Source organism: Microcoleus sp. B6-A1 (assembly GCF_036705085.1).
Lineage (GTDB): Bacteria > Cyanobacteriota > Cyanobacteriia > Cyanobacteriales > Microcoleaceae > Microcoleus.
Window position 1 is genome coordinate 23476 of record NZ_JAUBTU010000018.1, and the last position, 24808, is coordinate 48283.

22 protein-coding genes are annotated in these 24808 nt (G+C 46.2%); 12 read left to right on the forward strand and 10 right to left on the reverse strand.

What is annotated here, in order from left to right:
* Positions 1-122 precede the first annotated feature (122 nt).
* Positions 123-1883: a hypothetical protein gene (locus QUB11_RS08820; protein ID WP_333390280.1), complete on the forward strand. Its 1761-nt coding sequence runs from the start codon at positions 123-125 to the stop codon at positions 1881-1883.
* 269 nt (positions 1884-2152) lie between these two features.
* Here the strand turns inward: QUB11_RS08820 and QUB11_RS08825 are convergent, their stop codons facing one another.
* A complete protein-coding gene (locus QUB11_RS08825; protein WP_333205919.1) occupies positions 2153-3214 on the reverse strand; it encodes a hypothetical protein in 1062 nt (353 codons plus the stop codon).
* A gap of 52 nt (positions 3215-3266) precedes the next feature.
* On the opposite strand from QUB11_RS08825, the gene QUB11_RS08830 reads away from it, so the two are divergent.
* The 5 genes from QUB11_RS08830 (at position 3267) to QUB11_RS08850 (ending at position 8565) form a co-directional block, all read left to right on the forward strand.
* Complete coding sequence (locus tag QUB11_RS08830; RefSeq protein WP_333205918.1) at positions 3267-4571, forward strand: metallopeptidase TldD-related protein; 1305 nt, start codon at positions 3267-3269, stop codon at positions 4569-4571.
* Between the two features lie 213 nt (positions 4572-4784).
* Positions 4785-5609, forward strand: a complete 825-nt coding sequence (locus tag QUB11_RS08835) for a DUF3153 domain-containing protein (protein ID WP_333205917.1) — start codon at positions 4785-4787, stop codon at positions 5607-5609.
* Positions 5610-5809: 200 nt separating this feature from the next.
* Entirely contained in the window at positions 5810-6199 is a 390-nt protein-coding gene (locus tag QUB11_RS08840; protein ID WP_333205916.1) for a LapA family protein, read from the forward strand.
* Positions 6200-6265: 66 nt separating this feature from the next.
* Positions 6266-7084, forward strand: a complete 819-nt coding sequence (locus QUB11_RS08845; RefSeq protein ID WP_333205915.1) for a segregation/condensation protein A — start codon at positions 6266-6268, stop codon at positions 7082-7084.
* A gap of 317 nt (positions 7085-7401) precedes the next feature.
* Positions 7402-8565, forward strand: coding sequence for an NDP-sugar synthase (locus QUB11_RS08850; protein ID WP_333156524.1), 1164 nt, complete (start codon positions 7402-7404; stop codon positions 8563-8565).
* 252 nt (positions 8566-8817) lie between these two features.
* Here QUB11_RS08850 and speA read toward each other — a convergent pair whose 3' ends face one another.
* From speA to QUB11_RS08865, 3 genes are all read right to left on the reverse strand, one after another.
* Complete coding sequence (gene speA / locus QUB11_RS08855; protein WP_333205914.1) at positions 8818-10827, reverse strand: biosynthetic arginine decarboxylase; 2010 nt, start codon at positions 10825-10827, stop codon at positions 8818-8820.
* Between the two features lie 310 nt (positions 10828-11137).
* The gene (locus tag QUB11_RS08860) at positions 11138-12286 is read right to left on the reverse strand and encodes a helix-turn-helix domain-containing protein (protein WP_333205913.1); all 1149 of its coding nucleotides are present in this window, start codon (positions 12284-12286) and stop codon (positions 11138-11140) included.
* A 175-nt stretch (positions 12287-12461) separates the two neighbouring features.
* The gene (locus QUB11_RS08865) at positions 12462-13052 is read right to left on the reverse strand and encodes a DUF3611 family protein (protein ID WP_333205912.1); all 591 of its coding nucleotides are present in this window, start codon (positions 13050-13052) and stop codon (positions 12462-12464) included.
* 167 nt (positions 13053-13219) lie between these two features.
* Here QUB11_RS08865 and QUB11_RS08870 point away from each other — a divergent pair, with 167 nt between their 5' ends.
* From QUB11_RS08870 to QUB11_RS08890, 5 genes are all read left to right on the forward strand, one after another.
* Positions 13220-13390, forward strand: coding sequence for a hypothetical protein (locus QUB11_RS08870; RefSeq protein WP_172186391.1), 171 nt, complete (start codon positions 13220-13222; stop codon positions 13388-13390).
* 354 nt (positions 13391-13744) lie between these two features.
* Positions 13745-14038, forward strand: a complete 294-nt coding sequence (locus QUB11_RS08875; protein ID WP_333134164.1) for a hypothetical protein — start codon at positions 13745-13747, stop codon at positions 14036-14038.
* 90 nt (positions 14039-14128) lie between these two features.
* Complete coding sequence (locus QUB11_RS08880; RefSeq protein WP_333257387.1) at positions 14129-14725, forward strand: IS607 family transposase; 597 nt, start codon at positions 14129-14131, stop codon at positions 14723-14725.
* Positions 14726-14756: 31 nt separating this feature from the next.
* On the forward strand, positions 14757-15806 hold the full coding sequence (locus QUB11_RS08885; RefSeq protein WP_333205910.1) for a transposase: 1050 nt from the start codon (positions 14757-14759) through the stop codon (positions 15804-15806).
* A gap of 72 nt (positions 15807-15878) precedes the next feature.
* Positions 15879-16307 (forward strand): heavy metal-responsive transcriptional regulator, encoded by a 429-nt coding sequence (locus QUB11_RS08890; protein ID WP_333205909.1) that lies wholly within the window; start codon positions 15879-15881, stop codon positions 16305-16307.
* Positions 16308-16776: 469 nt separating this feature from the next.
* On the opposite strand, the gene QUB11_RS08895 is transcribed toward QUB11_RS08890, so the two are convergent.
* Positions 16777-17700 carry a fused MFS/spermidine synthase gene (locus QUB11_RS08895; protein WP_333205908.1) on the reverse strand — a complete coding sequence of 308 codons (924 nt, stop codon included), beginning with the start codon at positions 17698-17700 and terminating at the stop codon, positions 16777-16779.
* Between the two features lie 402 nt (positions 17701-18102).
* Between QUB11_RS08895 and QUB11_RS08900 the strand changes: the two genes are divergently transcribed.
* Positions 18103-18366, forward strand: a complete 264-nt coding sequence (locus QUB11_RS08900; RefSeq protein WP_333205907.1) for an ISAs1 family transposase — start codon at positions 18103-18105, stop codon at positions 18364-18366.
* Between the two features lie 162 nt (positions 18367-18528).
* Here the strand turns inward: QUB11_RS08900 and QUB11_RS08905 are convergent, their stop codons facing one another.
* The 5 genes from QUB11_RS08905 to QUB11_RS08925 form a co-directional block, all read right to left on the reverse strand.
* On the reverse strand, positions 18529-18756 hold the full coding sequence (locus QUB11_RS08905) for a type II toxin-antitoxin system HicA family toxin (RefSeq protein WP_333205906.1): 228 nt from the start codon (positions 18754-18756) through the stop codon (positions 18529-18531).
* A complete protein-coding gene (locus QUB11_RS08910; RefSeq protein WP_333148509.1) occupies positions 18749-18961 on the reverse strand; it encodes a type II toxin-antitoxin system HicB family antitoxin in 213 nt (70 codons plus the stop codon). The genes QUB11_RS08905 and QUB11_RS08910 overlap by 8 nt, the downstream gene beginning before the upstream one ends.
* Before the next feature lie 145 nt (positions 18962-19106).
* Positions 19107-20738, reverse strand: a complete 1632-nt coding sequence (locus QUB11_RS08915; protein WP_333390285.1) for a GTPase — start codon at positions 20736-20738, stop codon at positions 19107-19109.
* Positions 20739-20838: 100 nt separating this feature from the next.
* On the reverse strand, positions 20839-23397 hold the full coding sequence (locus tag QUB11_RS08920) for a GTPase (protein ID WP_333205423.1): 2559 nt from the start codon (positions 23395-23397) through the stop codon (positions 20839-20841).
* Between the two features lie 13 nt (positions 23398-23410).
* On the reverse strand, positions 23411-24661 hold the full coding sequence (locus QUB11_RS08925) for a hypothetical protein (protein WP_333205424.1): 1251 nt from the start codon (positions 24659-24661) through the stop codon (positions 23411-23413).
* Positions 24662-24808 lie beyond the last annotated feature (147 nt).

The window sequence follows — 24808 nt, forward strand, 5'->3', positions numbered from 1 at the left end:
AAGAAAGCATCGAGAAAAAACTTGCATTTCTCGATCGAGTTGTCAGGTGCATCTAATATATTCCTGGAACACCTTTGAGAGTGTTAGTAAATTAAACAATTCTAAATTGGTATTTTTTGATAATGGCAAATATTTTAGGTACAGCAGCAATTGACTTTCTAAATGGAACCCCCAATGCCGACATTATCAGCGGATTGCAAGCACCCGACAAAATATGGGGGCTGGCTGGCAATGACCTGTTGTTTGGAGATCAAGGCAACGACATCATATACGGCAACCAAGGTTCCGACTCCATCTTCGGTGGCCAAAATGACGATGTTATTTACGGCGGCACGGGTAATGACTCTATCTCCGGCGGCAAAGGTAACGATTTTCTGATTGGAGAGCAAGGAGTTGACACACTGACAGGTGGCGCTGGCAATGACATATTTATGGTTGGGAGGGGCAGCGGCTTCAATGTACTAGGAGGACTCACGACTGACGAAGCTGATTCGATTACGGACTTTACTCAAGGTAAAGATCATATAGCTTTGGTAGATAGGTTGACTTTTAATGATGTGGCGGTTGTCTCTGTGAATGGCAACACAGCAATTCAGGAACTGGTAACAGGGAATTTTTTAGCGGTGCTGCCCGGTACGGTCAACCTTACAGAAACGGACTTTATTACATTACAAGTTGCTGGTGAGGGATTCATCACCATTCCTTCGCAAATTGCCGGACCAGCAGGTCCAACCGGTGCAACGGGCCTTCAAGGTCCAGCGGGAGTGCCGGGCCCAACCGGACCTCAAGGTTTAGCAGGAGTAGCGGGCGTCACGGGTGCAACTGGTGCTACTGGAGTTCAAGGGGTGCAAGGATTTACAGGAGCCACAGGAACTGCCGGAACTGCCGGAACTACCGGAGCCACAGGAGCCACAGGAGCCACAGGAGCCACAGGGGCCACAGGAACTACCGGAGCCACAGGAGCCACAGGAGCCACAGGAGCCACAGGGGCCACAGGAACTGCCGGAACTGCCGGAGCCACAGGAGCCACAGGACCTGCCGGAACTACCGGAGCCACAGGAGCTGCCGGAGCCACAGGACCTGCCGGAACTACCGGAGCCACAGGAGCTGCCGGAGCCACAGGAGCCACCGGAGCCACCGGAGCCACAGGAGCTGCCGGAGCCACAGGAGCCACAGGAGCTGCCGGAGCCACAGGAGCCACAGGAGCCACCGGAGCCACAGGAGCCACAGGAGCCACAGGAGCCACAGGACCTGCCGGAGCCACAGGGGCCACAGGAGCCACAGGACCTGCCGGAGCCACAGGAGCCACAGGAGCCACAGGAGCCACAGGAGCTGCCGGAGCCACAGGAGCCACAGGAGCCACAGGAGCTGCCGGAGCCACAGGAGCCACCGGAGCCACAGGAGCCACCGGAGCCACCGGACCAACCGGACCAACCGGACCAACCGGACCAACCATACCAACCGGACCAACCGGAGCCACAGGACCAACCGGAGCCACAGGACCAATCGTACCAACCCTACCAATCGTACCAACCATACCAACCGGACCAACCGGACCAATCGGACCAATCGTACCAATCGTACCAACCCTACCAATCGTACCAACCCTACCAACCGGACCAACCATACCAACCGGACCAACCGGACCAATCGGACCAATCGTACCAATCGTACCAACCCTACCAATCGTACCAACCCTACCAACCGGACCAACCGGACCAATCGTACCAATCGTACCAATCGTACCAACCCTACCAACCGGACCAACCGGACCAATCCTACCAATCGTACCAACCCTACCAACCGGACCAACCGGAGCTGACGGCTCCACAGGCTCCACAGGTGTGGCATCGGCGGATGCGGGGGGACTGCCACCGGAATAGGTATCGGAGGCATAATCTGAGCCAGCCGGAGCCACGGGAGCCAGGGGAGCGCCCTAGATGCCCTCTCCTGGGAGGGCCCCTCAATCATCAAGTCATCAGTTATCAGTTATGCTATTAACTTTTGACTGATGATTCTGTATCTCAAACTCCAAAAACTCAACGCTAAAAAATTAGGTAACTTGTGCGAAAGTAGGTTGTGAGATTTATGGATTGGGAGTTTACTGCCTTTAGATTTATGGGCTTGCTTCGGCTTTCATGCTTCGCTTAACCTACTTATCAATTCCACAATTCCGCATCCGCAGTTGGTAAGCATTTTGATAAAGTTGTTCTGCCAACTTAGCTCCCGCTTCATCTCCGCTGCGGAGCAAGGCATATTTCAGGACATCGTAAGGTTTTTCATACTGTGCTTCCGGGTATTGAAATCCTATCCTTTGAATACCTTTGCCATAGCCTTGATGTTTGCCCATTGCTATTGACAAATAAGCCCAATTAATCGCTTGAGAGTTCAAGCCTCCATAGTAAGACGCATAGGCTGCTAGCCAAGCTAATTCTGCAATTCCAGCGTGTTTGGTCAACCCTTTGGCACAGGCATTAATGGCTTCTCGCCACTCTTCTAAAGCCAGCAAACACTCCGCTTCTCGGTAGCAAGCCCAAGCTGCTTCTTCGTCCCAACCGTTCAAATTTGCACAATCTCGATAAGCAATTATTGCCTGTTGGTTATTGCCTAAACTTTTGAGAGTTTCTCCCAAGTAAAATAACCAGCGAGTATTAGTTGGTTCCTGTTTCACAAGTCGGCTGAGTATTTCTAAATCTCGGTTAAATTTAGCTAAACTAGCCGCAGCAGTTTTTGGAACTTCGGAAAATGCAAGCGCTTCCATAAAAGTGCGAATTCCTATGCCCACGTCGAAGTATTCGTGAGTCGCGCCGATATATTTTCCTGGTGTCGGGATTCTAAACAACTTTTCTTTGCAGTAAGTTCTGTTAGTTTCGTAAACCAGGAAAATGTCACCGACTAGACTATTTATTACATCTCGAATATTATTTAGATCGAGGTGAATGCGTTCGTCTGTATCTAGGATAATTGCCCAATCAGCTTCTATTTCTTTGGCAACATCAAAGCCAAAATTCCGAGCGAGAGCAAAGTCTGATACCCACTCGAATTTGCGCTCTACATATTTTTCTCTAGCAATGGCTGAGGCAATGGCTAGACTTTCGTCAGAGACGCCGGTATCAATTACAATACAAGCATCTACCCAATGGACGACACTGACTAAAGCAGCTCCTATTAAGTCGGCGTTATTGCCGGTAAGGGTGATAGAGACAATTTTCATGCGAGACAATCGCTAAAATTAAAAAAGAACAGCATAACAGGTTATTATTATTGTGAGCGATTCAACCGTAGACCAGATTTTGAAATTGGCATCTCAACGCGCCGATGCTGCTGAAGTATACTACCTGTCGAGTCAAGACACCCCCATCGAATTTGAAAACAATCGCCTCAAATCCCTACAAACCAAAGCACTGCAAGGCGTAGCACTGCGGCTGATTTCGCACGGCAAAATCGGTTTTGCTAGTTCCACAGATTTAACGCGGATAGACGATTTAGTAGATGCAGCGATTCAAACAGCCGAAATCGGCGACCCCGCAGAATTTGAACTCGCCTCCAGCTTCCACCTAAAAGGCCCGGAAACCACCTACACTCCGCCCACAACTCAAGAATTAGTGGAAAACGGCAAAAACCTGATCGAGCAAGTTCACGCCTACAATCCCGATATTATGGTAGATGTCGGCTTCCACGTCCGCAGCGGCCGCGTGAAAATTGCCACGACGCAAGACTTGTATGCCGAAAGAAGCAGCCAAATAGTCAGCGGCACTATTGCTGGCAATTTGGTAAAGGGAGAAGACTTTATGCAAGCATACAGTTACGACGTAGCGCGCGATCGTCCCCTGGACACCAACAGCATCCTCCAATCACTCCTCGAAAAATACCGCCTCGCCGAACATTCAGCCACCATCGCCAGCGGTTCCTACCCAGTATTATTTACCCCCAGAGCCGCCGCTAGCACCCTCGGCGGCCTCTTTGATACCATCCTTTCAGGCCAAGCAGTAGTTCAAAAAGCCTCTCCCCTAGCCGACAAAATCGGCGAAACCTTATTTGACGAACGCTTTACCTTTTTTGAAGACCCCACTTTAGGCCCTTCTGCTTGTCCCTTTGACGACGAAGGTACACCCACCACCCGCAAAGTCTTGATAGACAAAGGTACTGTCACCGGATTTTATTGGGATCGCAGGTGGGCCGCTCGCGCCGGTGTACAATCAACCGGCAACGGTTTTCGTGGCGGATTGTCTCGCCCAGGCCCTGATTTGACTAACTTTTGCATTTCCCCAGGAAATACCGCCACTCAAGACTTGATTGCTAGCATGGACGAAGGTCTAATAGTAGAGCAGGTTTTAGGTGCCGGTCAGTCCAATCAGTTAGCTGGCGAATTTTCTGTCAATTTGGACTTAGGCTATAAAGTAGAAAAAGGCAAAATTGTGGGTCGCGTCAAGAATACAATGGTGGCAGGCAGCATTTTTGAAGCCTTTAAAAATTTGGCAGATTTAAGTAGCGAAGCCGAATGGGTAGGCGGTGCAGCCTATTTGCCAAGTATGCTGTTTCAACAGTTGGGTGTAGCTTCGAGGCAATAAGTTCAGTGCGGTTTTACTCGTTACCAGGCTCTGCCTGGTAATACAGATGATGAGGCTCTGCCTCGAATTTGGATGAAAGCTTGCGAGGCAAAGCGTCTGGACATGGGTTCCCAGGCAGAGCCTAGGAACCAGTTAAACAAACATAGAAACAGTGTCGGCAATTCAACGCTTTGCTAATTCATGCAAATAGGTAAAAATAGGGAAAAATATATAATGAAAGAGCAAAATGTCAAGGATGGAACTGGGAAGAAGAAAAAGCACTTTTTCTTTCTTTTACCTTTGGTTTTTTGCCTTTTAACTCTAGTGACTGGATGCGTTCAGTACGATGTCGGGGTCAACTTTGAGAGTCAAACTCGCGGCGAAATCGTGCAGCACATTAAACTAGGGGAAAGGTTGACGAGCTTCAGCAGCGAAACTGTTGCAGAATGGTTGAAAAGCGTAGAACGCCGGGTGAGGTTGCTGGACGGAAAAACTAAACGGGTTTCCCCCACAGAAGTTCTAGTGAGGATTCCTTTCAATAATGGAGCAGAGTTGCAAGACAAGTTCAACCAATTTTACAATCCCGTCGCACCAACGACAAAATCTCTGGTTTCAAGTCGGCTAGAAACCGATTTGCCGAAGTTTGAATCTCACCTGAATGTCAAGCAGAATAATTTGTTATTGGTGCTGAGAAATCGGTTGAGTTTGGAATTGGATTTGCGCTCTCTCTCTTTGCTTTCCTCTAACGGCAGTCTGCTGCTGAGTCCGGGGGGACTTTTGGAGCTAGACTTTAGCTTGAACACGCCTTGGGGCGCAGAAAGTATTGAAACTGTCGCCGGTGCGCTGGTTCCCGAAAGCTATCAGCAAGGAAAACAGTTAGTGTGGAAGCTGAAACCCGGAGAAGTTAACTATTTGGAGGCGATATTCTGGATTCCCAGTCCCGTAGGAATTGGGGCGCTGATTATTGCCTTATTTGTGGCGGTGGGCATTGCTTTGAAATATCAAATATTGCCAGCACTGGGAATCGGCAAGAAACCGCAAAACATCGGTCAAACCTAAAGAGGATATGTCCTGCAGGGGCGGGTTAACCAATCTCTTCAATCAACTCTCAGAGCTGCAATAAACCCGCCCCTCCCCGGATATTATGGTTAATTGACCCGATTTGATTTTATAAAAAAAACTGAGAATATCTGCCAAAAAACAGTTGACAAGTGGTAAATAATTTGCTTAACCTGAATTGAGAATTAGGAACAGAGAAAATGCGATCGCTAAATTTCTTCTTCATCTTTCTGATTTGCTTGGCTCTAGTATTATTCAGCATCGAAAATACACAGCCAGTCGCCATTCAAGTTATCGAAGGCGTCCAAGTTAAAGCTCCGCTGTGCGTAGAACTAATTGTAGCGACCGGATTAGGAGCCACACTAGCGTGGCTGTTCAGTCTGTGGTCGAGAATGCAGCGAACCCTCGCCTCGCGCCAACAACTCCGCCAAGTTCGCGAAAAAGAGCAGCGGATTCAGGAATTAGAACAAAATCTTGAACGCTATAAAGCCGAAGTAGAAGGCAAACAACCTTTGTTAGAAAGTGCAGAACCGATAAGTTTAGAAATAGCAGCCATTGAGGCCAAAGCTGCTGAAATAACTGCCAATTAACTTGATATGCTCTCTGGTTTTCTCAGAGGCAAAATCTAAAATCTAAAATCTAAAATCTAAAATCGAATGGCCGTTTCCCGAGACCAAGATGGCTTAGAAACGATTTCCGAGGGGATCGCAATTTTAATTGACCTAGCCGAACGGGGAGAAATTGATCCTTGGGACGTTAAGGTAATTGAAGTGTTCGATCGATGTCTGAGCAAGCTTACGAACGCCTGCGATACAGATCAGAGTAAGGATTTCTCCGATTTGTCCCACTCCGGCCAAGCGTTTTTGTACGCTTCAATGCTGGTTTTGCTCAAAGCAGAAAGTATCGTCCTCTCCGAACCCCCCGCGAATCCCGACTCGGCCGACGAGCCGGCAGTAGAAGACGCAGAGCACTCAGGCGGGCGACACTTGCCGCAGCATTTAGAACGGCAATTGCGCCGTCGCGGTGTAGCTCAACTACCGCAAAAACGCCCGGTGACTCTCCCAGAACTGATTGAGCAGTTGCAGCTAATGAAAGCAGCAATGGAGCAGGAGACAGTTACCCCCCGGCGCCGCCCTACCTCAAAAATGCGATCGCAAGCGGCCCAGGCTATCTTTGAGCTAGCTCACCAAGAAAATCTCGTAGAAACTGCTAGTGAACTCGAACGGTTTCTGGCTCAGCGCGGGGCGGAAATTGACGAGGGTTGGCTGGACTTGGACAAATTGCTAGAACTCTGGCATGATAACGATTTGCACTCTCCTGTCAACCCAGAACACCCGGTATCGACTGGGGAAGTTCACTTGCCAAATCATGACCGCGTGGGTATTTTTTGGGCGTTGTTGCTGCTATCGGCTCAGTCTAAAGTAGAGTTGCTTCAAGAGGAGTTTTACCAAGACCTCAAAATCCGCGCGCTTTGAGCTTGCAGGGTATTAGGTTCTCGGAGGAAACTAATAACTATGCCACTGCGTCGGTTAAGATTCCAGGCAGAATCTCGCTCTATGGCATTCTGTTGCTGAGCCCCGGATGCGGAGAGCGGGAGTGTGAAGTTATTATTGCTGGTTCCCGATACCTGGTTTCTTAAATCCAGGTAAATTCGGAATAAATGATTGATAGCCTGGTACGATGTCGCCTATAAAGAGGTCAGGATTTTGCTGTGATCGATCGATTCGAGCGCAACCGCTAGCATCTAATTGTTCAGTTGATATCAGTTAACAGAGGGTTGAGGAAGTTAATAATGAAAGCGATGATTCTGGCGGCCGGTAAAGGCACTCGCGTCCGTCCTATTACTCAGACAATACCCAAACCGATGATTCCCATCCTGCAAAAGCCAGTGATGGAGTTTTTGGTTGAATTGCTCCGCCAGCACGGATTTGACCAGATTATGGTCAATGTTTCCCACCTGGCAGACGTGATTGAAAACTACTTTCGCGACGGTCAAAAGTTTGGGGTACAAATTGCCTATTCTTTTGAAGGGCGAATTGAGGAGGGAGAACTGATTGGAGAGGCTCTCGGTTCTGCTGGTGGCATGAAACGAATTCAGGATTTCTCGCCGTTTTTTGACGATACTTTTGTGGTGCTGTGCGGCGACGCTTTGATTGACTTGGACTTGACTGCTGCTGTGAAGTGGCACCGGGAAAAAGGGGCGATCGCTACTATTGTTATGAAATCGGTTCCCCGCGAGGAGGTTCCCAGTTACGGAGTGGTGGTAACAGACGAGTCTGGCAAAATTAAAGATTTCCAAGAAAAACCTTCTGTAGAGGAAGCTCTGAGTACCGACATTAACACTGGTATTTATATTTTTGAACCGGAAATATTCAAATACATCCCTTCGGGCCAGGAATACGATATCGGTTCGCAGTTATTTCCCAAGCTAGTAGCAGAAGGCGCGCCTTTTTACGGAATTAGCATGGACTTTGAGTGGGTGGATATCGGCAAAGTTCCTGACTATTGGCGGGCAATTCAGAGCGTGCTGCTGGGACAAGTTAAAAATGTTTCGATTCCGGGAATTGAAGTACGCCCCGGCATTTACGCTGGTTTGAATGTAGCTGTCAACTGGGATAAGGTTGATATTACTGGGCCTGTTTACATCGGCGGGATGACGATCATTGAGGATGGAGCAAAAATTATCGGCCCGACAATGATCGGCCCAAATTGTTGGCTTTGCAGTGGCGCCACTGTGGAAAACAGCGTGATTTTTGAGTATTCCCGTTTGGGCCCGGAGGTGCGGTTGGTTGACAAACTGGTGTTCGGGCGCTACTGCGTTGATAAAACCGGGGCTGCGATCGATTTGCAAGCGGCGGCTCTCGATTGGCTGATTACTGACGCTCGCCAAGTTTTACCGACTCAACACGGAGAAGAGCGGCGCGCGATATCTGAAATTCTCGGTAATGGTGGATAATTGCTAATTGCTAATTGCTAATTGGTAATTGCTCAAGGTAAGGTGCGCTAGGCGCACCCTACTTTTACATTTATGATCTCAGCTTTTAATTCTGGTAATGTGCTTAGGTTGCACCTCACCTCTTCCACCATTCTCAAGAACAGGCAAGATGCCTGTTCCACAAAGAGTAGATTTTCTTGTGGAACAGGCCGGAAAGCCTGTTCATAAAAGGCTTATTGACAGTGGTGCAACATCTCAGTTACACCCTACATTTTAAGACTGAAGATAAGTATATTGGCTGAGACTCCGCTCGTAATTTTGCAGCAAAAGTTGAGCCTCGGAAAGAGTAATTTTATTTTGCTGCAAAGCTGCTTCTGTCTGACGGCGGATGCTTTCCACCAAATTTTCTGCATCATACTGTACGTAGCTGAGGACTTCTTTCATCGTGTCTCCTTTCACAACGTGTTCGATATGATAGCCAGAAGGTGTTAGCTGAATGTGAACTGCATTAGCATCGCCGAATAAGTTGTGAAGGTTGCCCATAATTTCTTGATAAGCACCTCCCAAAAATAGCGCCAAATAGTAAGGTTCTCCAGGTTTGAGAGTATGCAGTTCCAACACAGACTTGACATCTCGCAAATCGATGAATTGGTCGATTTTGCCGTCGCTGTCGCAGGTGAGATCGGCTAAAATACCGCGTTGAGTTGGTTCTTCGTCGAGTCGGTTAATTGGCATTATTGGGAACAATTGGTTAATTGCCCAACTGTCTGGTACTGACTGAAAAACCGATAAGTTGATGTAATAAATGGACGCCATCACCTTTTCTAAATCTTCCAAATCGTCCGATACATATTCTTTTTGCCGCGCGATCGTCTGTATCTTATCGCAGCAAGCCCAGTACAACTGTTCGGTTTTCGCCCGTTCCGCAATTCCCAAATAGCCTAAGTTAAATAAACTGACTGCTTCTTCCTTGAATTGGATAGCATCGTGATAAACTTCTTGGTAATTTTCGGGACTGATAGATTGGTAAATTTCGTAGAGATTGCGCGGAATTTGGTGCGCGTTTTCATCTACTGGTTCTGGTACTTCTCTGGGGACATCGCTAGTACCGAGTACGTCAAAAACTAACACTGATTGGTGAGAAGCGATCGCCCGCCCGCTTTCGCTAATGATAATGGGAACCGGGATTTTGCGCTCGTCGCAGGCATCTTTCACTCCCGCTACTACGTCGTTAGCGTAGTTTTGCATATTGTAGTTTTTGGAAGCGTGGAAGTTGGTTTTAGACCCGTCGTAGTCAACGCCGAGTCCACCGCCTACGTCCAAGTAGTTCATATTAGCTCCCAATTTAGCTAATTCTACATAAATGTGGCTGGCTTCTCGAATGGCGTCTTTGATGACGCTAATTGAGGAAATTTGAGAGCCGATGTGGAAGTGCAGTAACTGCAAACAGTCGAGCATTCCAGCTTTTTCTAGTTCGCCGACTGCACGGATAATTTCAGGAATTGTCAAGCCAAATTTTGCCCGATCGCCCGTGGAACCTCCCCAGCGGCCAACGCCTGTAGTAGTGAGTTTTGCTCGCACTCCCAAAATCGGTTTAATTCCTAATGCTTTGCTGGCGGCGATTGCGAGTTCTACTTCCTCTATTTGCTCCAGCACAATTACGGAAGTTTGCCCTAGTCGCTGCGCCAAAATAGCAGTTTCTATGTATTCGCGGTCTTTGTAACCATTACAAATTAACAAAGCGCCTGGGTTTTTTAAGGTAGCCAAAGCTATCATTAATTCCGGTTTCGAGCCGGCTTCCAGTCCGAAGTGATGGGGTTGACCGAAACGCACCAAATCTTCTATTAATTGTCGGTGCTGGTTGCATTTTACTGGAAAGACACCGCGATAGACATTTTTGTAATTGTACCGAGCGATCGCTCTGGCAAAACAAGAATTTAAGCGCTCGATCCGGTCTTCCAAAATATCAGAAAATCGAATCAGCAGGGGCAAAGCCAAATTTCGCTGTTTTAGGGATTCTACCAGTTCGCACAAGTCCAGGGAACCGCCGCGATCGCCCTTGGGAGAGACTGTAACGTGACCGGCTGCATTGATCGAAAAATACGGTTCGCCCCAACCTTGAATTCGGTAGAGTTTCTCACTATCTTCTATTGTCCAAGATGCTTGTGGCAGTTGAGCCGCCGTTACCAAAGCACTGTCTGGTGCCGCCAAACTCGTGACTGTTGGCGAGTGAGTCGATAACGGATCAAGATCGGAGAAAGCAGCGGTGGCTGGGGAACTCATCTTATGGGAAACCTCTTTTAGGAGTGGTCAAATAGATAGTTTATCGCAGATATCGGGTTTCCTGATGCAGTTGAAAAATCACTTTGAGTACACGGGCGGGCGATTTTAGATTTTAGATTTTAGATTTTAGATTTTAGAATTGACTCTACAGATAGATGAAAAGCGGGGATTGAACTACAATCTCAACCGTATTTGCTTTGCGGGACTTATTTCTTCAAGCAAGTATCCCTATGCAGGTGAACTCTGAAACCGAGTTTCAGAGTTCACCTGCGCCAAGAGAGTTATCGGACGATCGCTCGCCCGACACACACTAACCAAAAATCACCTCCGGCGGCGCCATGTCAGCCCCCATCCTCAATCCCCCGTTATTAGACTTCTTCAAGCCCGGTTGAGGTGCTTTTTCTGGGGTCTTCTGAGCCGGTGCAACTGAGGCTGGCGGTGTCACCTGCGGTTGAGGTACTGCCTGTGCTCCTGGCACCACGGGTTGCTGCGACAGCCAACCCAAACCCCCTACAGCCCCAGCCATCAAAGCGGTGTAGCCGATGTACAAATGCACCGGACGCATTTGAAAGCCTTCGCCTGAGTCGGAATCGGAAACAGACACATACATACTGGGAATTGGAGTCGGAGCGGGTTTGGGCAAAGCATTCGCCATAGCGCTACCGTCTAGTCCCAAGGCGTCGCCAAGTCTGCGGATAAAACCTCTAACGTAAATATCTTGGGGCAGTTTGTCGATTTCCCCATTTTCGATCGATTCGATGTGGTGCACCGGCACGAGAGTTTGACTGTGGAGTTGCAGCAGGGATAGGGAGCGAATTTGCCGTCCCTTACGCAATTCTTTACCCAACTCCCGCAGGCACTCTTCTCGCTCTTGAACGGCTAAAGCTGCTTCTTCTTCCTTGGTGAGTTTTTTCGGCTTTTTGGGAAAACCGAACCCTGGGAAGGATTTTCCGGGGACAGTGACAGTTGCAGGTGGAGCCGACTCGACTTTAATTTCGTCTTGGGGCGCTTCTTTGCTGTCTTCAGAAGTGTTAGTGTCTCGATCGGAAGTTTCAGTGTCGGACTCGGTTTGGGGCGGCGCTTCCACACTAGCGCTGCGCCAATAGAAGACAGGAACAGCTACTGGTGGCTCCAATTCTTGAATTTCTGTCACCGTCTCAATGACGGGACTTACAGCAGTAAAACTCTCTTGGGCTACTTGCGGTTCAATTTTGTTTTGTTTGGGAAATCGATCGAATGCGAGCTTGACGGCTTCTCTGCTAACTGCTCTAATTAAAATTTCGGCAGCGGAGGCTGCTTCGCCCAACATTGTTTGCAAGCTAGCTAGAGCTTGGCTATAGGTGTCGCTACAGAGGAGTTCAGCTTCTATTTGACCTAGGACAGAACGAAAACTTTCTTGAGAAATTTCAATAGTTGGGTGATCTGTCACCCCAAAATAAGCCTCGGGTTTCAGTGCCATGATATTCATGTTGTCTTCGTAGAAGGTATCTGAGTACGTTCTTCGACAGCTTGGCAGTGATTCCGGATGTGGGTTGGGGGAGAGTGGGGCATCGGGCATCGGGCATCGGGCATCGGGCATCGGGCATCGGGCATCGGGCATCGGGCATCGGGCATCGGTTGCCCCTCACCAATAACTATTGCTTGTGGATGCGATCGAGCAACCAAAGAGCCCCGAAAATCCCGACAAAATGGGCAACAGTGGCGTGAGTATTGGCGAGTACCACAAATATATCTAGGGGCTGAATAAATCGGCCCACATCAACTGCGGCACCGAACAAGGCTTGCGGCTGAGCTAGAGATTTGGCTAAAAGCGTGCCGCTGATGGCTTCTGCGCCGATCAGCGTCAGCACCATTCCTGACAAGTTGCTCATCAGTGACAGGCGCACCTCTTTGATGGTGTCTGCTTTTTTGGGGCGGACAGCGTTACCGGGCGATCGCAGTTGTCTCGACAAACGAGTGAAGCGGAAAGAGCGATATACGCTGTAAGCGAGTACGGCCAGCCCGCAAATGGCAAAAAATACGCCGCCGCCGGTGCCGGCACTGGTTGAACCCGCACCGGCGGTAGCCCTGGGGAGGGCGAAGGGGATGGCAAAGAGCAAAATGATCGCCGCTACCACCCCTAGCACTACCTGTACCCAGAAGCAAACCCAGCCTGTTGTACGAAGGGCAAAGGCTACTCGCTGTACGGCGACAGGAAGCTTATCGTTATCTAACTGATTAGTCATATTTTGAGCGGGTATAATTAATTGGCATTAGTTGGCAGCAGTTTTTTCTCTTCCGGGACGGTTGACGGCGGTTAACCCTCTTTATAATAGAAGTAGCAATGTTTAAGATTTGTAACTAACATTGGATTTCACATTTGAATAGCGTCGATCGCCAGGTACCCAAAGCAATGACACAACTACAACCCACCGTCACCCCCAAACTGGAACAGCCAAAGTTTGGTTTCAACAGCTACGCGGAACGCCTTAACGGTCGAGCCGCGATGATCGGTTTTTCTCTAACTTTAATTATCGAGTATGTCACAGGCCAGGGCTTGCTGTCCTGGTTAGGTCTCAACTAATTTTAGCAATGGCGCGGTCAGCCTTACACTTTGTCTTGACTGGAACGGCAGCGGGTGTGGCTTCTGCTGACCGCGACAAATTCGGGAATTGATTAAAATATTAATTAGAAACAAGCCCAGCGACTTCTCTGTCGAGAGAGTTCTGTTCCCGAATGCAATAGCTGGCTTTTGGAGGTATATATGGGGTGGAATTTTGATTTGACAAGCTTGGCAATTTTGCCTCGCTCCCGTACAATTCCCCACAGGCGAGAAGATTAATTTAGGTGAAGCTACTCTTTGAGCTAGAAATCCCGATCGTTCCGCCAACTCTAAGTTTTAGAGATTGTAAATAAATATAGAACAGAGTAAAACCAAATGAATGCTTCGTGGACGCGACTTTTGAGGTCAGCTTACCGTAGAGAACCAATTACCAGCTTTGTTGTGACAGTGGGCGTTGTCGATGCAGCCATCGGCAGCATGGGTGCGAGTGGCTCTTTATTGGCTTTTGGGCTGGGGACTGCTGGGGTGGCGATGGCTCTCCGCTGGTGGCAATTTTACCGCTCTGCAGCCGAACAAACCGCACCTGCTCCCGAATACTATCTTCCTCCTCAGTCTTCTAGACCTCAGTTGCCAGTGCTTAACGTGTCTAAAAAAAATCCTCCTTATTAAGATTACTGGGCAATGGTGACTGGGCGAGGTGCCGATCGACTCCCTGGATCGGAGGTTGACGCACAGTAAAGTATTTGCTTACATTTGTTAATGTATGCTACTATTGGCTGCATGGCGTACATACCACTCAGAAAAGCAGTCGAATTTCTGGGCTTGCATCCACACACATTAAGAAAATATGCGGACTCCGGGAAGATCAAAAGCATCAAAAACGAAGCAGGGCAACGACTCTACGATGTCGAGTCCTACCAGCGCGGTGCAATTAGAACTACCGTTGTTTGCTACTGTCGCGTCAGCTCACCGAAGCAGCGAGACGATCTCACCCGGCAAGTTGACTTCATGCGACAGCAATACCCCGACGCCGAAATCATCCAAGATATCGGGTCGGGACTCAACTTCAAAAGAAAAGGACTGCAAGCCCTACTGGTCAGATTTATGCGAGGCGAACAACTTACGGTTGTTGTTGCCTGTCGCCACAGATTGTGCAGGTTCGGATTTGAATTATTCGAGTTCATGGCCCAACAAAACGGTGGACAAATCCTGGTTCTTGACCGAACTGTTCACTGCACAGAAGCCGAACTCACAAGCGATCTTCTTGCCATCCTTCACGTCTTCAGTTGTAGAATGCACGGACTCAGAAGTTACAGCAAGAAGATCAAGGAAGATCCGTCTATTCCTAAGTCCTGAACAAAAAGCTTTAATCAGGCAGTGGTTTGGAGTGAGTCGTTTTGTTTACAACACGACCATCAAATACCTCCAAGAACCAGGCACGAAAGCTAACTGGATGACGATCAAAACTGGAATACTCAACAGTTTACCAGAATGGGCAAAACCTGTACCTTTCCAGATCAAATCGATTGCCATCAAAGATGCTTGCTCAGCAGTCAAAGCAGCTAAGCAAGGTTTTAAAAAAGATGGGCAAATCCGCAAATGCAAATTTCGCAGCAGAAAAGATACTAGACAATCTATATATGTGCCGAAGTCGGCTATAAAATATTGCGGCGTCTACCATTCCATTCTAGGTAAGTGTCGGTTAACAGAATCTTTGCCTGAAAATTTCAGCGATGGAAGGTTAACTCTCGGTTATGGAGAATACTACCTAGTTGTTTCTGAAGAAGTGCAACAAGCCAAGACCGATAACCAAGGTCGGCTTGTTGCCTTAGATCCCGGTGTCCGCACGTTCATAACGTTTTTCTCTGAAGATTCCTATGGCTGGCTCGGAAATAATTCTAATTTGTACATCCAGAAATTGTGTTTTCGGCTAGACAAGTTGATATCGAAAATCTCTAAAGCCCCCAGCCGGCAGAAAAGAAGATTCAAGAAAGCAGCCAGTAGGCTTCGTTGTAAAATCAAGAATTTGGTTAGAGAGTTGCATCACAAAGTAGCTAAGTTTTTAGTAGATAATTTTGATGTAATCTTACTACCTACGTTCGAGACTTCTCAGATGGTGTCTAAGTCCCGCCGTAAAATAAGGAATAAAACGGTGCGACAAATGTTAACCTTGAGCCATTGCGAGTTCAAGACTTTCCTAAAGTGGAAAGCTTGGGAAAATTCAAAACTCGTAATTGACTGCAACGAAGCTTACACGTCAAAAACTGTGTCATGGACGGGCGAAATTGTCAAAAATCTAGGTGGCGCTAGAACTATTAAGTCCGCAGCCACCGGGCTGAAGATGGATCGGGATTTAAATGGTGCTCGCGGGATTTTCCTGCGGGCATTGGTTGACACGCCTTTGTTGAGAGATTCTCTTAACTTATATGTTTGTTAGCATTTGTTAGCAAAAAAGTGTCGGCACTAAAAGATAGGGCAAGAAAGTATTTCGATCTTGGATGCTTGGTTTATGAATATTTCTGTTGCCGAGAAACTGTACAAAATTGGCTCTGTAGCTGCCTTTAGTGGTTTGTCGGTGAAAACTGTTCGTTACTATGAGGAGATGGGCTTGCTGTCTCCTGCGGTGGAGCGATCGCCCGCTGGTTATCGCTTGTTTGGCGAAACGGTATTTAATAGGTTGGCGTTTATTAAACGCTCTCAGGCTCTGGGTTTGAGCCTTCAGGAGATTAAGGATATTTTACAGGTTCGCGATCGGGGAGAGTTGCCTTGCTCTGAAGCGAAGCAGCATCTCACGGCTAAGGTAGAGGAAATTTCTGTGCAAATTGCAGCCTTAGAAACTTTGAAGAGGGAGTTGCTAGGCATTCTCAACTGCTGGCAAGAGCAACCCTCCGAGGCGAGCATTAGTAGCACGATTTGTCCGAACATTCAGCGGGATTGAGCGGCGGAAAGATACAAAAAAAGGGAAGGAATTATGGGTTTCCTTCCCTTGATGGTTTTGTGGGTGGTTTTGTGGGTGGTTTTGTCGATCGTTTTGTCGATCGTTTTGTCGATCGTGTTGAGCTTTTAACTGTTTTCGCAGAGTTTGCTGTTGCTTTTTGAGTTGCCGAGCCCTGGCTGAGCCGCCTTTACCTTTGGAGTTTCTACCCTCGCTGCGAGGAGACTCCCAACTTTTTAGTCTCATGTTTTTCATTCTATGCACTACTTCTATACTACACTGCCAGATTTTCACTGTCAAGTATTTTTTAGAGCGATATTTCCTAGTGTCAACTTTTGACTGATGGGGATTTGCTACAGACATAGGGATGCTGGGCCCCTAAACACCCTACAGCCCGATGATACCCCCATAAGCACCCTACAATTAGAGTTTTTTGTCGGATGCCGTTAACAGCCCTAATTGTGTATATTTATCAGTCCAAATATCCGGCGGGTATTTCAGCATCTGTAAAAATTGGCAGCGTTTCCCAAATTTTCACCCATTCCGGCAATTGGGCTACTTTTTTTAGCTGGAGCGAAATTTCTATTAAGGAAAATCCTAAATTGTGGAAATCTTGAATAAGTTCGGCTTTCAAGAAAATTTCATTTTTAGCTAAATCGGGAGCATTAGTCGCAATGACAACGCTGTTGCCGGCTTCTAAATTGCATATATAAACTTGTGCGAACACAGTTTGAATTGTTTTCACCGCTGCCGCATTAAACTCTTGTTTGTGGAACAGGTGGACAACTAGAACACCTGCGCTTGACAAGCGAGTTTTGCACAGTTGGTAAAATTCTTGTGTCACCAATTTATAGGGCATATAGCCGCTGCCAAAACCAGCATCCACGATAATTATATCGTTTTTTACTGTGGAATTTTGTTGGGCTAGATATTCGCGCCCGTCTTGAATGGCTACTTTGAGTCTGTCGTCGAATTGAATGCCAAAAAATTTTTGAGCTACTTCGACTACTTTTTGGTCAATATCTGTACATTCGACTATGGCGTTAGGGAAATAGTGGTGAAAAAATCTGGGGAGGGTGCCGCCACCAAATCCAATTACATAGATTTTTTTTGGGTGAGTTTTCCAGACTAATGCTAGCAGCACGGATCGGGAATAGGGAAAGATTAAATTTAGTGGATTGTTGAGGTCTAGGATTGATTGAGCTACATTTGTGATTAAGGTTTCTCTGTCTGCTAAAAGCAGTAGTAGAACTGAGTTTATTTTTTTTACTGCGATGCAGTTGTCGCCGGAGTTTTGTTGAAAGAGGATGCCGTCTGGCTGTTGCTGAAGCCAATTGATTTGTTGGTGAATAGCTGCTAAATTGCTAGTTTGTCGATCGCCTTTATAATCAGTCATACGATTTTAGATTTTAGATTTAAGATTCAGGGTAAACGTATCTTAACTTTAACCCAAAATATGCTACAGTTATCTGCGACTATTTTTTTTGTGTAGTTTATTCTAGTTCATGAGTGTTATCAATGGCAAGAGGTTTTAGTAAAACTGTAACTTGCCAACACAAACAAATAAATTCATTGTCTTCAGTGAATATTTTAACTGCCATTTTTTTAAAATATTTTGCCACCTTGAACGACCAAAAAATAGAAAGAAGTAAATAAGATTTGCTCAAAGATATTAGATCGATTGCGATTCTAGCTATCATCAGCGGTGCCGACGGATTGGTGGCAATAGAAGCCTATGGTAACGCCAAATATGAATGGTTAAAAAGCTTTCTATAATTACCGAATGGTATACCATCTCATGACAGGTTTAGTCTCCTTATTTGCCCGAATTGAACCGCAGCAGTTTCAAGAATGTTTTTTGAGTTGGGTAAATGCGATAGTCGGGGAATTAGAACTAAACGTGATTGCCATTGATGGCAAAACAATGAAACAATCTTATGACCGAAATGACCAGCAAAAAGCGCTACATATAGTCACTGCATGGTCTTCATTTCATCAATTAGCGTTAGGGCAAAAAAAAGAGATAAAAAATTTAATGAGCTGGATGAGTATGAACCCGTAGAAGGGCGGCTGAGTGTGTCGGAGTTAGTTTGAATAATTCATGTAGGGGCGATCGCACTTTGTGACAAGTTGGGATGTAAGGGCGATAGCTATTTCATTACGATCGCGATCGACCCCTACAAGCTACAAAAACTCATCTACTGGGAAACCCGTTTATTCTCACTTATAAATTAGCTATAAACTCATCAGGTGTGACCTTTGCTTGCTTTAGAACACCGCTGAGAGTACCAATTTTTAACTCGCGGTGGAGTGGCACAACGCAAACAATTTCTCCGTCTGGAAGAGGCTTTTTAAGGACAACGTAACTACCCGTTTGTCGGGCTTGATAAAAGTCTAAACGCTCTAGTACGCGAATTACTTCTAGGCTTGATATTCTGGGCAACCTAGGCATAGCTAACCTCTATGCTAGTTACAAACCTGGGAGTGATTTCGTCGGGTAAAGGACACTCTTCGAGATAGAGCCTTGTAGCTTCTTTGAGATTGGCGATCGCTTGTTCTATGGTTTCGCCTTGGTCAATTGTGCCGACTTCTGGACATTCGGCAATGTACATATCTTCTTCTTTGTAAATGATGACTGTGAAGCTTTTAGTTTTCATTATATTTTTGCTTTCAGCATCAGAGGTTGCTTAGTTTCTATTTCCTAGTTTATCTTGGATGTAATTTTTTTGCAAGTACAGGGGAAGAGGCGCGATCGCGCTTTGGGACAAGTTGGGACGTAAGGGCGATCGCACTTTTTCAGCTTCAAGTATTCGGATTAGCTGTTGCCTTCGTGATGTACTGGATAATCGCGTCAAAATCCTTACGGATTTCTGCCAGTTGTTTTACCCAAGTATTAGAAGCAGAAATCGCTTCCTCTCCCTCCTGACGAGCGGCTGCAATTTGCTTCTCAATCTCTCCGTAAACTTGTTGCTCACATTCAAAGAGCTGTATTTCAATTTGATTTTCCAAGTCTTTTGCTATTAATTGAAATTGACTCGTAATATCGCGACGAACATCAGACATTTGCTTTTCTCGCTCATGTTCCTGTTGCATTTGTAAAATATCTAGTCCTACTGAAACAAGTGCTAGAGCTGGCCCCAGGAATTTAGCAGCATTGCCGATGTTTTTAGCCATACCAACCGCCTGCCAAGGCTTAAACTTAAAGCCGACAAATTTTCCCACAGCCACAACACCTTGATGTAAACCGCTTCCTGCTACATCTATAGAACGTAGAAATCCTTGTTCAGCAGCGGTTTTTGCAAAACTTCTCGATGCCAAAGTGGTCAGCTTCACCCCGGCCGTCTCACCAATTTTTTTAAGCAAGTTAACTTGGCTTTTTAGTCGCTCCATATCCATACCAGCCCCCAGATTTTGGGCTGATATATTTTGATTTTTATCTAGGCAAGCAACAAAACTCTTGACTAGATCACCTTCTAGCACTTTTTCAACCTCCTGCCGGATATCTTCAACTGCTACATTTACAGCATCTTGCAGCTTGGTTTCTGCTTTCTCATAGTGCTTCTGCACATTCAGTTCAGCTTGTTTATTCAGGTTTTCAAATTTCTGCTCGCTACCTACTGCTGCGGCAAGAGTGTTGCCTTCGCTAGCAACTCCTGATGACATCTCTAGGGCTATATTTTTAACCTTGGTTCGCAGGCGATCACGCTCTTTACGCACTGTGCGAGATAACCGTGTCAGCACTTCAAAAAAAGCAGAATCTTCGCTAGAGTTGCGACTAAAGCTCAACTGAGCCTCATCAACGCAGCTTAGAGCAATTCGGACTGGTGTATCAAAACGAGCAAGGGAGCCACGACGCTCTACAAACTGATTGAGAGCATCAATAAAAGTTGAAAACCGGCTGATTTCCGTCAGAAAATCATCTTGGCCGTCCATGCCTTCACAGTAGTCTTTGGCATCGATAAAGCAGAGCGGAAATTCATCAATACTGTAAGGCTTCAGTGCCTCGGCAAGACTTGTGCGGTAGTTGGCAATCTTTTGCTCTTCTTCTCCTGCTTCATCAGACATTTTATTGATAACCAGCATCATTTTCCAGCGATAGCCTTTTTCATAGGCTAACTTCTTGAAATTCTCTGCTGTCAATGAGTCAAAGAGCATATAGGTGAGGCAAAAAACCAGCAAGTCTGATTTGTTAATGGCATCATAAGTAGTCTCATCGTGATCTTGGCGGTCTGTAAAAAGTCCAGGCGTATCAATTAGCTGGATGCCGTTCCAGTCATAATTGGTAGTTTTATCAGTAGCAATATCAGCATTAATGCGGATATCGCGCCGTCCTGTCATGCCAGAAATGATGGTTGATTTACCTGCACTGTACTGCCCCACAAAAGCTACTCCGAGAATCCCCTGATCTCGATACTCTTTTAATTCATCACGCACTTTTTTTCGGATAGCTGTTAGTTCGGGTGTGTTTCCCTGAGCCAGTAAGTTGTCAAAATTTACTAGCGTTTTCGTGAAATATCCAGCAACATCAGCAGCTTTAAATTTCGGGTGGTTCTGAGTCATGGTAGTTTAGTTTTTTTTGGGAAGATTCGAGATTGCTAAATGAAATATCCTCTTGAAGGATGTGTTTAATATCCTCTAGGGATTTTTTTAGTCGTTGAACTTTAGATTTTGTGACAATCTTCATGCTACGTCCGAAATCTCTTTCGACTCTAGCAATGGTGTGGTTGATGCACTTATCTGTTAGAGTTTCCTGTTGTTCAGTAGACCAGTCAATGATTCGCTTTGCATAAGCACGATTTAGATAATTTGCTGTCCCTGATAACTTCTTTTTTGCTTCTTCAAGCTGAGTCGCGATCGCTTCTAGCCCTGTAATCAATTCTTCAAAATAGATGTTGATGTTCGTGGTTACGGAATCAGAATACTTACCAAATTCCCTGTGAGCCTGCTGTAGAGTCTTTTGCCTCTGAGTGTTGAGCTGACTTTTTAATGAAGTTGAGATATTTATAACAGCCTCGCGTCGCTTTTCATCTTTGGATTTAAAAAGTCCTGTCATCATGCTAACAACAGTAGTTCCTATCCCTATAAAAATCCCAACAGGAGCGGCTACGAATAACGCTATAATAGTTCCTGCTATCCCTAGAATGCCTCCACCAATTCGCACAAAATCTCGAAAATTGTTTGAATCCTGCTCAGGAAAGTTGAAATCGCTACTACCAAGCTCAGATATTAGCTGTAATTCATTTCCTATTTCCTCCAGAACTTCCTGAACTTCCTTATTGAATTTTTTGCTAGTCTCTTCATAAGCTATCTTTAAGCGTTTCTCAAAGCGAAGTGCTTTTAACTTTGTTTCCCATCCCAGCTTCATGGCAACTTCGTTACAGTTCCAATGATCTTCTGCAAAAGATGGAACAGCTTCTATAGCCTCTTGAAAAATCCTCTCGATTTTTTGCAGTAAAGAGTCTTTAGCATCCTTAGCTGTTTTTCGGATGTCCTTTTGGATTCCCTCGCGCTCATTTTTCAGAGTTTCTGTCAATTTTTCATAGACTAAAGCTTGTTTATTTACCCACTTATAAGGCTTATCGATTTCGCCTACGGTAGAACCGAGCAAAGTTTGAGAGCGACGAATTACCCCATGATCAACGAGAGATAGACGGATTGAACCTAGAAACTTCTGCATCCGACTTGCCTGAAAAAGCTCCTGTTTCTTCTTTGCGTGTTCTGGTTCGCGGGAAAGCTGCGCCGCCAACAGCATCACAGGAACAATATCGAAATAGTCATTAGCATAATGCTCACGAGCGTAGCGACGGATACGTTCAATGTGCCCGCCTAGACCACTTTGACCATCCATTTCAAACAGTTTATCGGGGTTTTTTAAGAAATCCTCCAACCGATGAGAGTGGCGTAGGTTCTTCTTGACATTCAGTAGAATAATTAATGGCTTGGCTTTTTCCTTTAATAGCCGCAAGAAAGCAAACTCACTCTCTTGGATACTCTCATTTGTCACCACATAACAAATCACATCTGACTCGTCGATAATACTTTTAGCAATTTGTTCATCACTTTGGCCACCCGGAGCACCAATCCCAGGAGTATCAATGATGCGGATATTCTTCCACTCGTACACCCGATTAAACCGAGTTGTGCGCTGCTTTCCTACACCTATCGCATCCCATCCATCATCTGTAACTATGGCGTGAAGAGTGCTTTTGCCAGCCTTAGTCTTGCCCATAAATGTGATGCTGAAATGATTGAGAGCGCGTTCCTTGGCCCGAAGCGACTCGCGCACAATTTCCATTTCTTTGATAATTTCGGCACTTAGAGCATTTCTAGTATCCTCAAGTTGCTTGGCGACTTCCTTAGCAGTGGTAGCTTGACCTTTACCGCTTGTTTTATGTTTGATGTCTTCGATAGCCACTTGAATATTTGTTTCCAAGTTGGAAAGGGCTGATAGAGCTGTTAGAAGTGCCGATTTTGCAAATTTATAATCTTCATCAGCGATGACTGCACACTGACGAATCGCCTCATCATATTCTGGCCCAGTTAACAGGATTTCCCGGCGTATTTGCTCAACTTTTTGCTCACTCCCAGTGAGCTTTGCTACATTATCCACTAATGCGCGTGAAAGGAGAGAATCAGCCCCTGCAAGGAAACGCGCACCGATAGAGGGTTTCTGTTGTTGGTTGTGTTCGCCTATGAATCGGGTATCAGCGAAGGCTCCTGCTTCTACAAGCTGCCGCTGTACTTCTCCCGTTGGCCAGTTCCAAATCCGTGCTACTTGTTCCGCCATCTGGCGTTCTAATGCAGAACAGAAACCGTCAACATAGGCGATCGCCAACATTTGCGACATGGCCTCGCTTTGCTCACCGGGCGACACTTTTCGAGCTAAATCCTCTACAGAAAGCTGGTTTTCCTCTTGAGCTAGAATTTTTTCCATCTCAGCGAGAGTGCGTTGAGAAGCGCCGATCTGCGTTGCTAGTTCGCGTAGTGCTTTCGACTCTTCACTGTGAATCTGCTGATCCGCACAGACCATGTGTGTGACTAATAGGAATGGGTAGTCTAGGTGTGCGGTGGTTTTTGAGATTAGGTCAGACATTTTAACTTATTCACTATTTTGATTTATCACTGATAAAGGCAACACACCAGCCATCGTGCAAGGTGCTGGATTTAGTCTGATCTTCTTCCTTATCCAAAAAAATTAACCAATTATTTGTAATTTGCCCACCCCCCTTGTTGCTGGAGTCAAGCTGAATCGTAACCGATACGGTAGTATCAGATGCTACCATATCTAGAATTTTGGCGTTTCTAGGTGCAAAGAAAGATGATGCAAAATCTTGAGACTTACTACACCAGTAAGAAGTGCCACTATTTCCCTTGTTAACAATGTCATCTAAATATTGCTCCATAAACTTTGTAGCTGACTCTTTTACTGGATCGCTGGTTGGTGACGGCTGACTAGAGGAGGTAACGACCGTAGGTAATGGAGTTTGTTGAGCAATTGGTATTGCTTTAAAGCTTAGAGCTGCTAAGACAATAACTCCTCCTGCCAGCAAAATTTTTTGACTCTGTGGATTCTCCTGAAGATGATTTTTAGATATTTCTAATACTTCTTGAAACTTTTGCTGTTTCATTAACTGAATAACTTGAGTCAAAATTTCAGGTTTATTTGCAAATTTATCTGTTGATAATTTTTTTGAATCTGAACTAACCTCTGCCTTTAGCTCAAACTCTCGATTCCACGCCGGAAAATCCTCACCCGCCTGCTGCCCGTAAACCTTCACAGAAGCGATCGCCCCCGCCTTCAAATTCGTCAACTCCCTGCGGACAATCCTAACAGCCGCTTCCTCATCAGGAACCACATCCGACTCCAGCATCACTTGCAAACAACCGTCTTGCAAACTCGCAGTCGCCGTAATTCCCTTATTTTGCAACGGCAGATTTAACAAAGATGCGATCGCCTCCACATCCCCAAGCTTAGCCCGTTCCTTCAAACTAAGCTGATTTGACTCCGTATTTTCACTAGAACTTGCCCGCCCCTGTGTAACATCCGTAACAGGCAACTTTAGCCCCGCCACTTCCAACTCTTGACTCCACGCCGGCACCTTTGCGCCCGTCTGTCGCCCGTAAACCTTGACTTTCTCAATCGATGCAGCCCCCAAACCAGCGATCGACTTACTCACCCACGGGGCCAAGACTTGCTGACTAGGCGCTTCTGTGGCTTCCAGCATCACCTGTAAACAACCATCCTTAAGGGAAGCTGCGGCGGTGATGCCCTTGGCTTGTAGCTGGCGGTTCAGCAGAAGCGCGATCGCCTTTGCATCTCCCTGTTTCGCGAGTTCCAAAATATTCGGTTGTGTCATAACAGTTAGATACCAGTAGCGCTTAGCATAACCTTTTACTGTCTTAAGTATAAATTCTTTCCTAAATACCAAATCTTGTCAAGCCATATAAAGTCATATTTAGTAGTTTTTTCATCCCAACTAGGTCATAAAAAGTCACATTTAGTT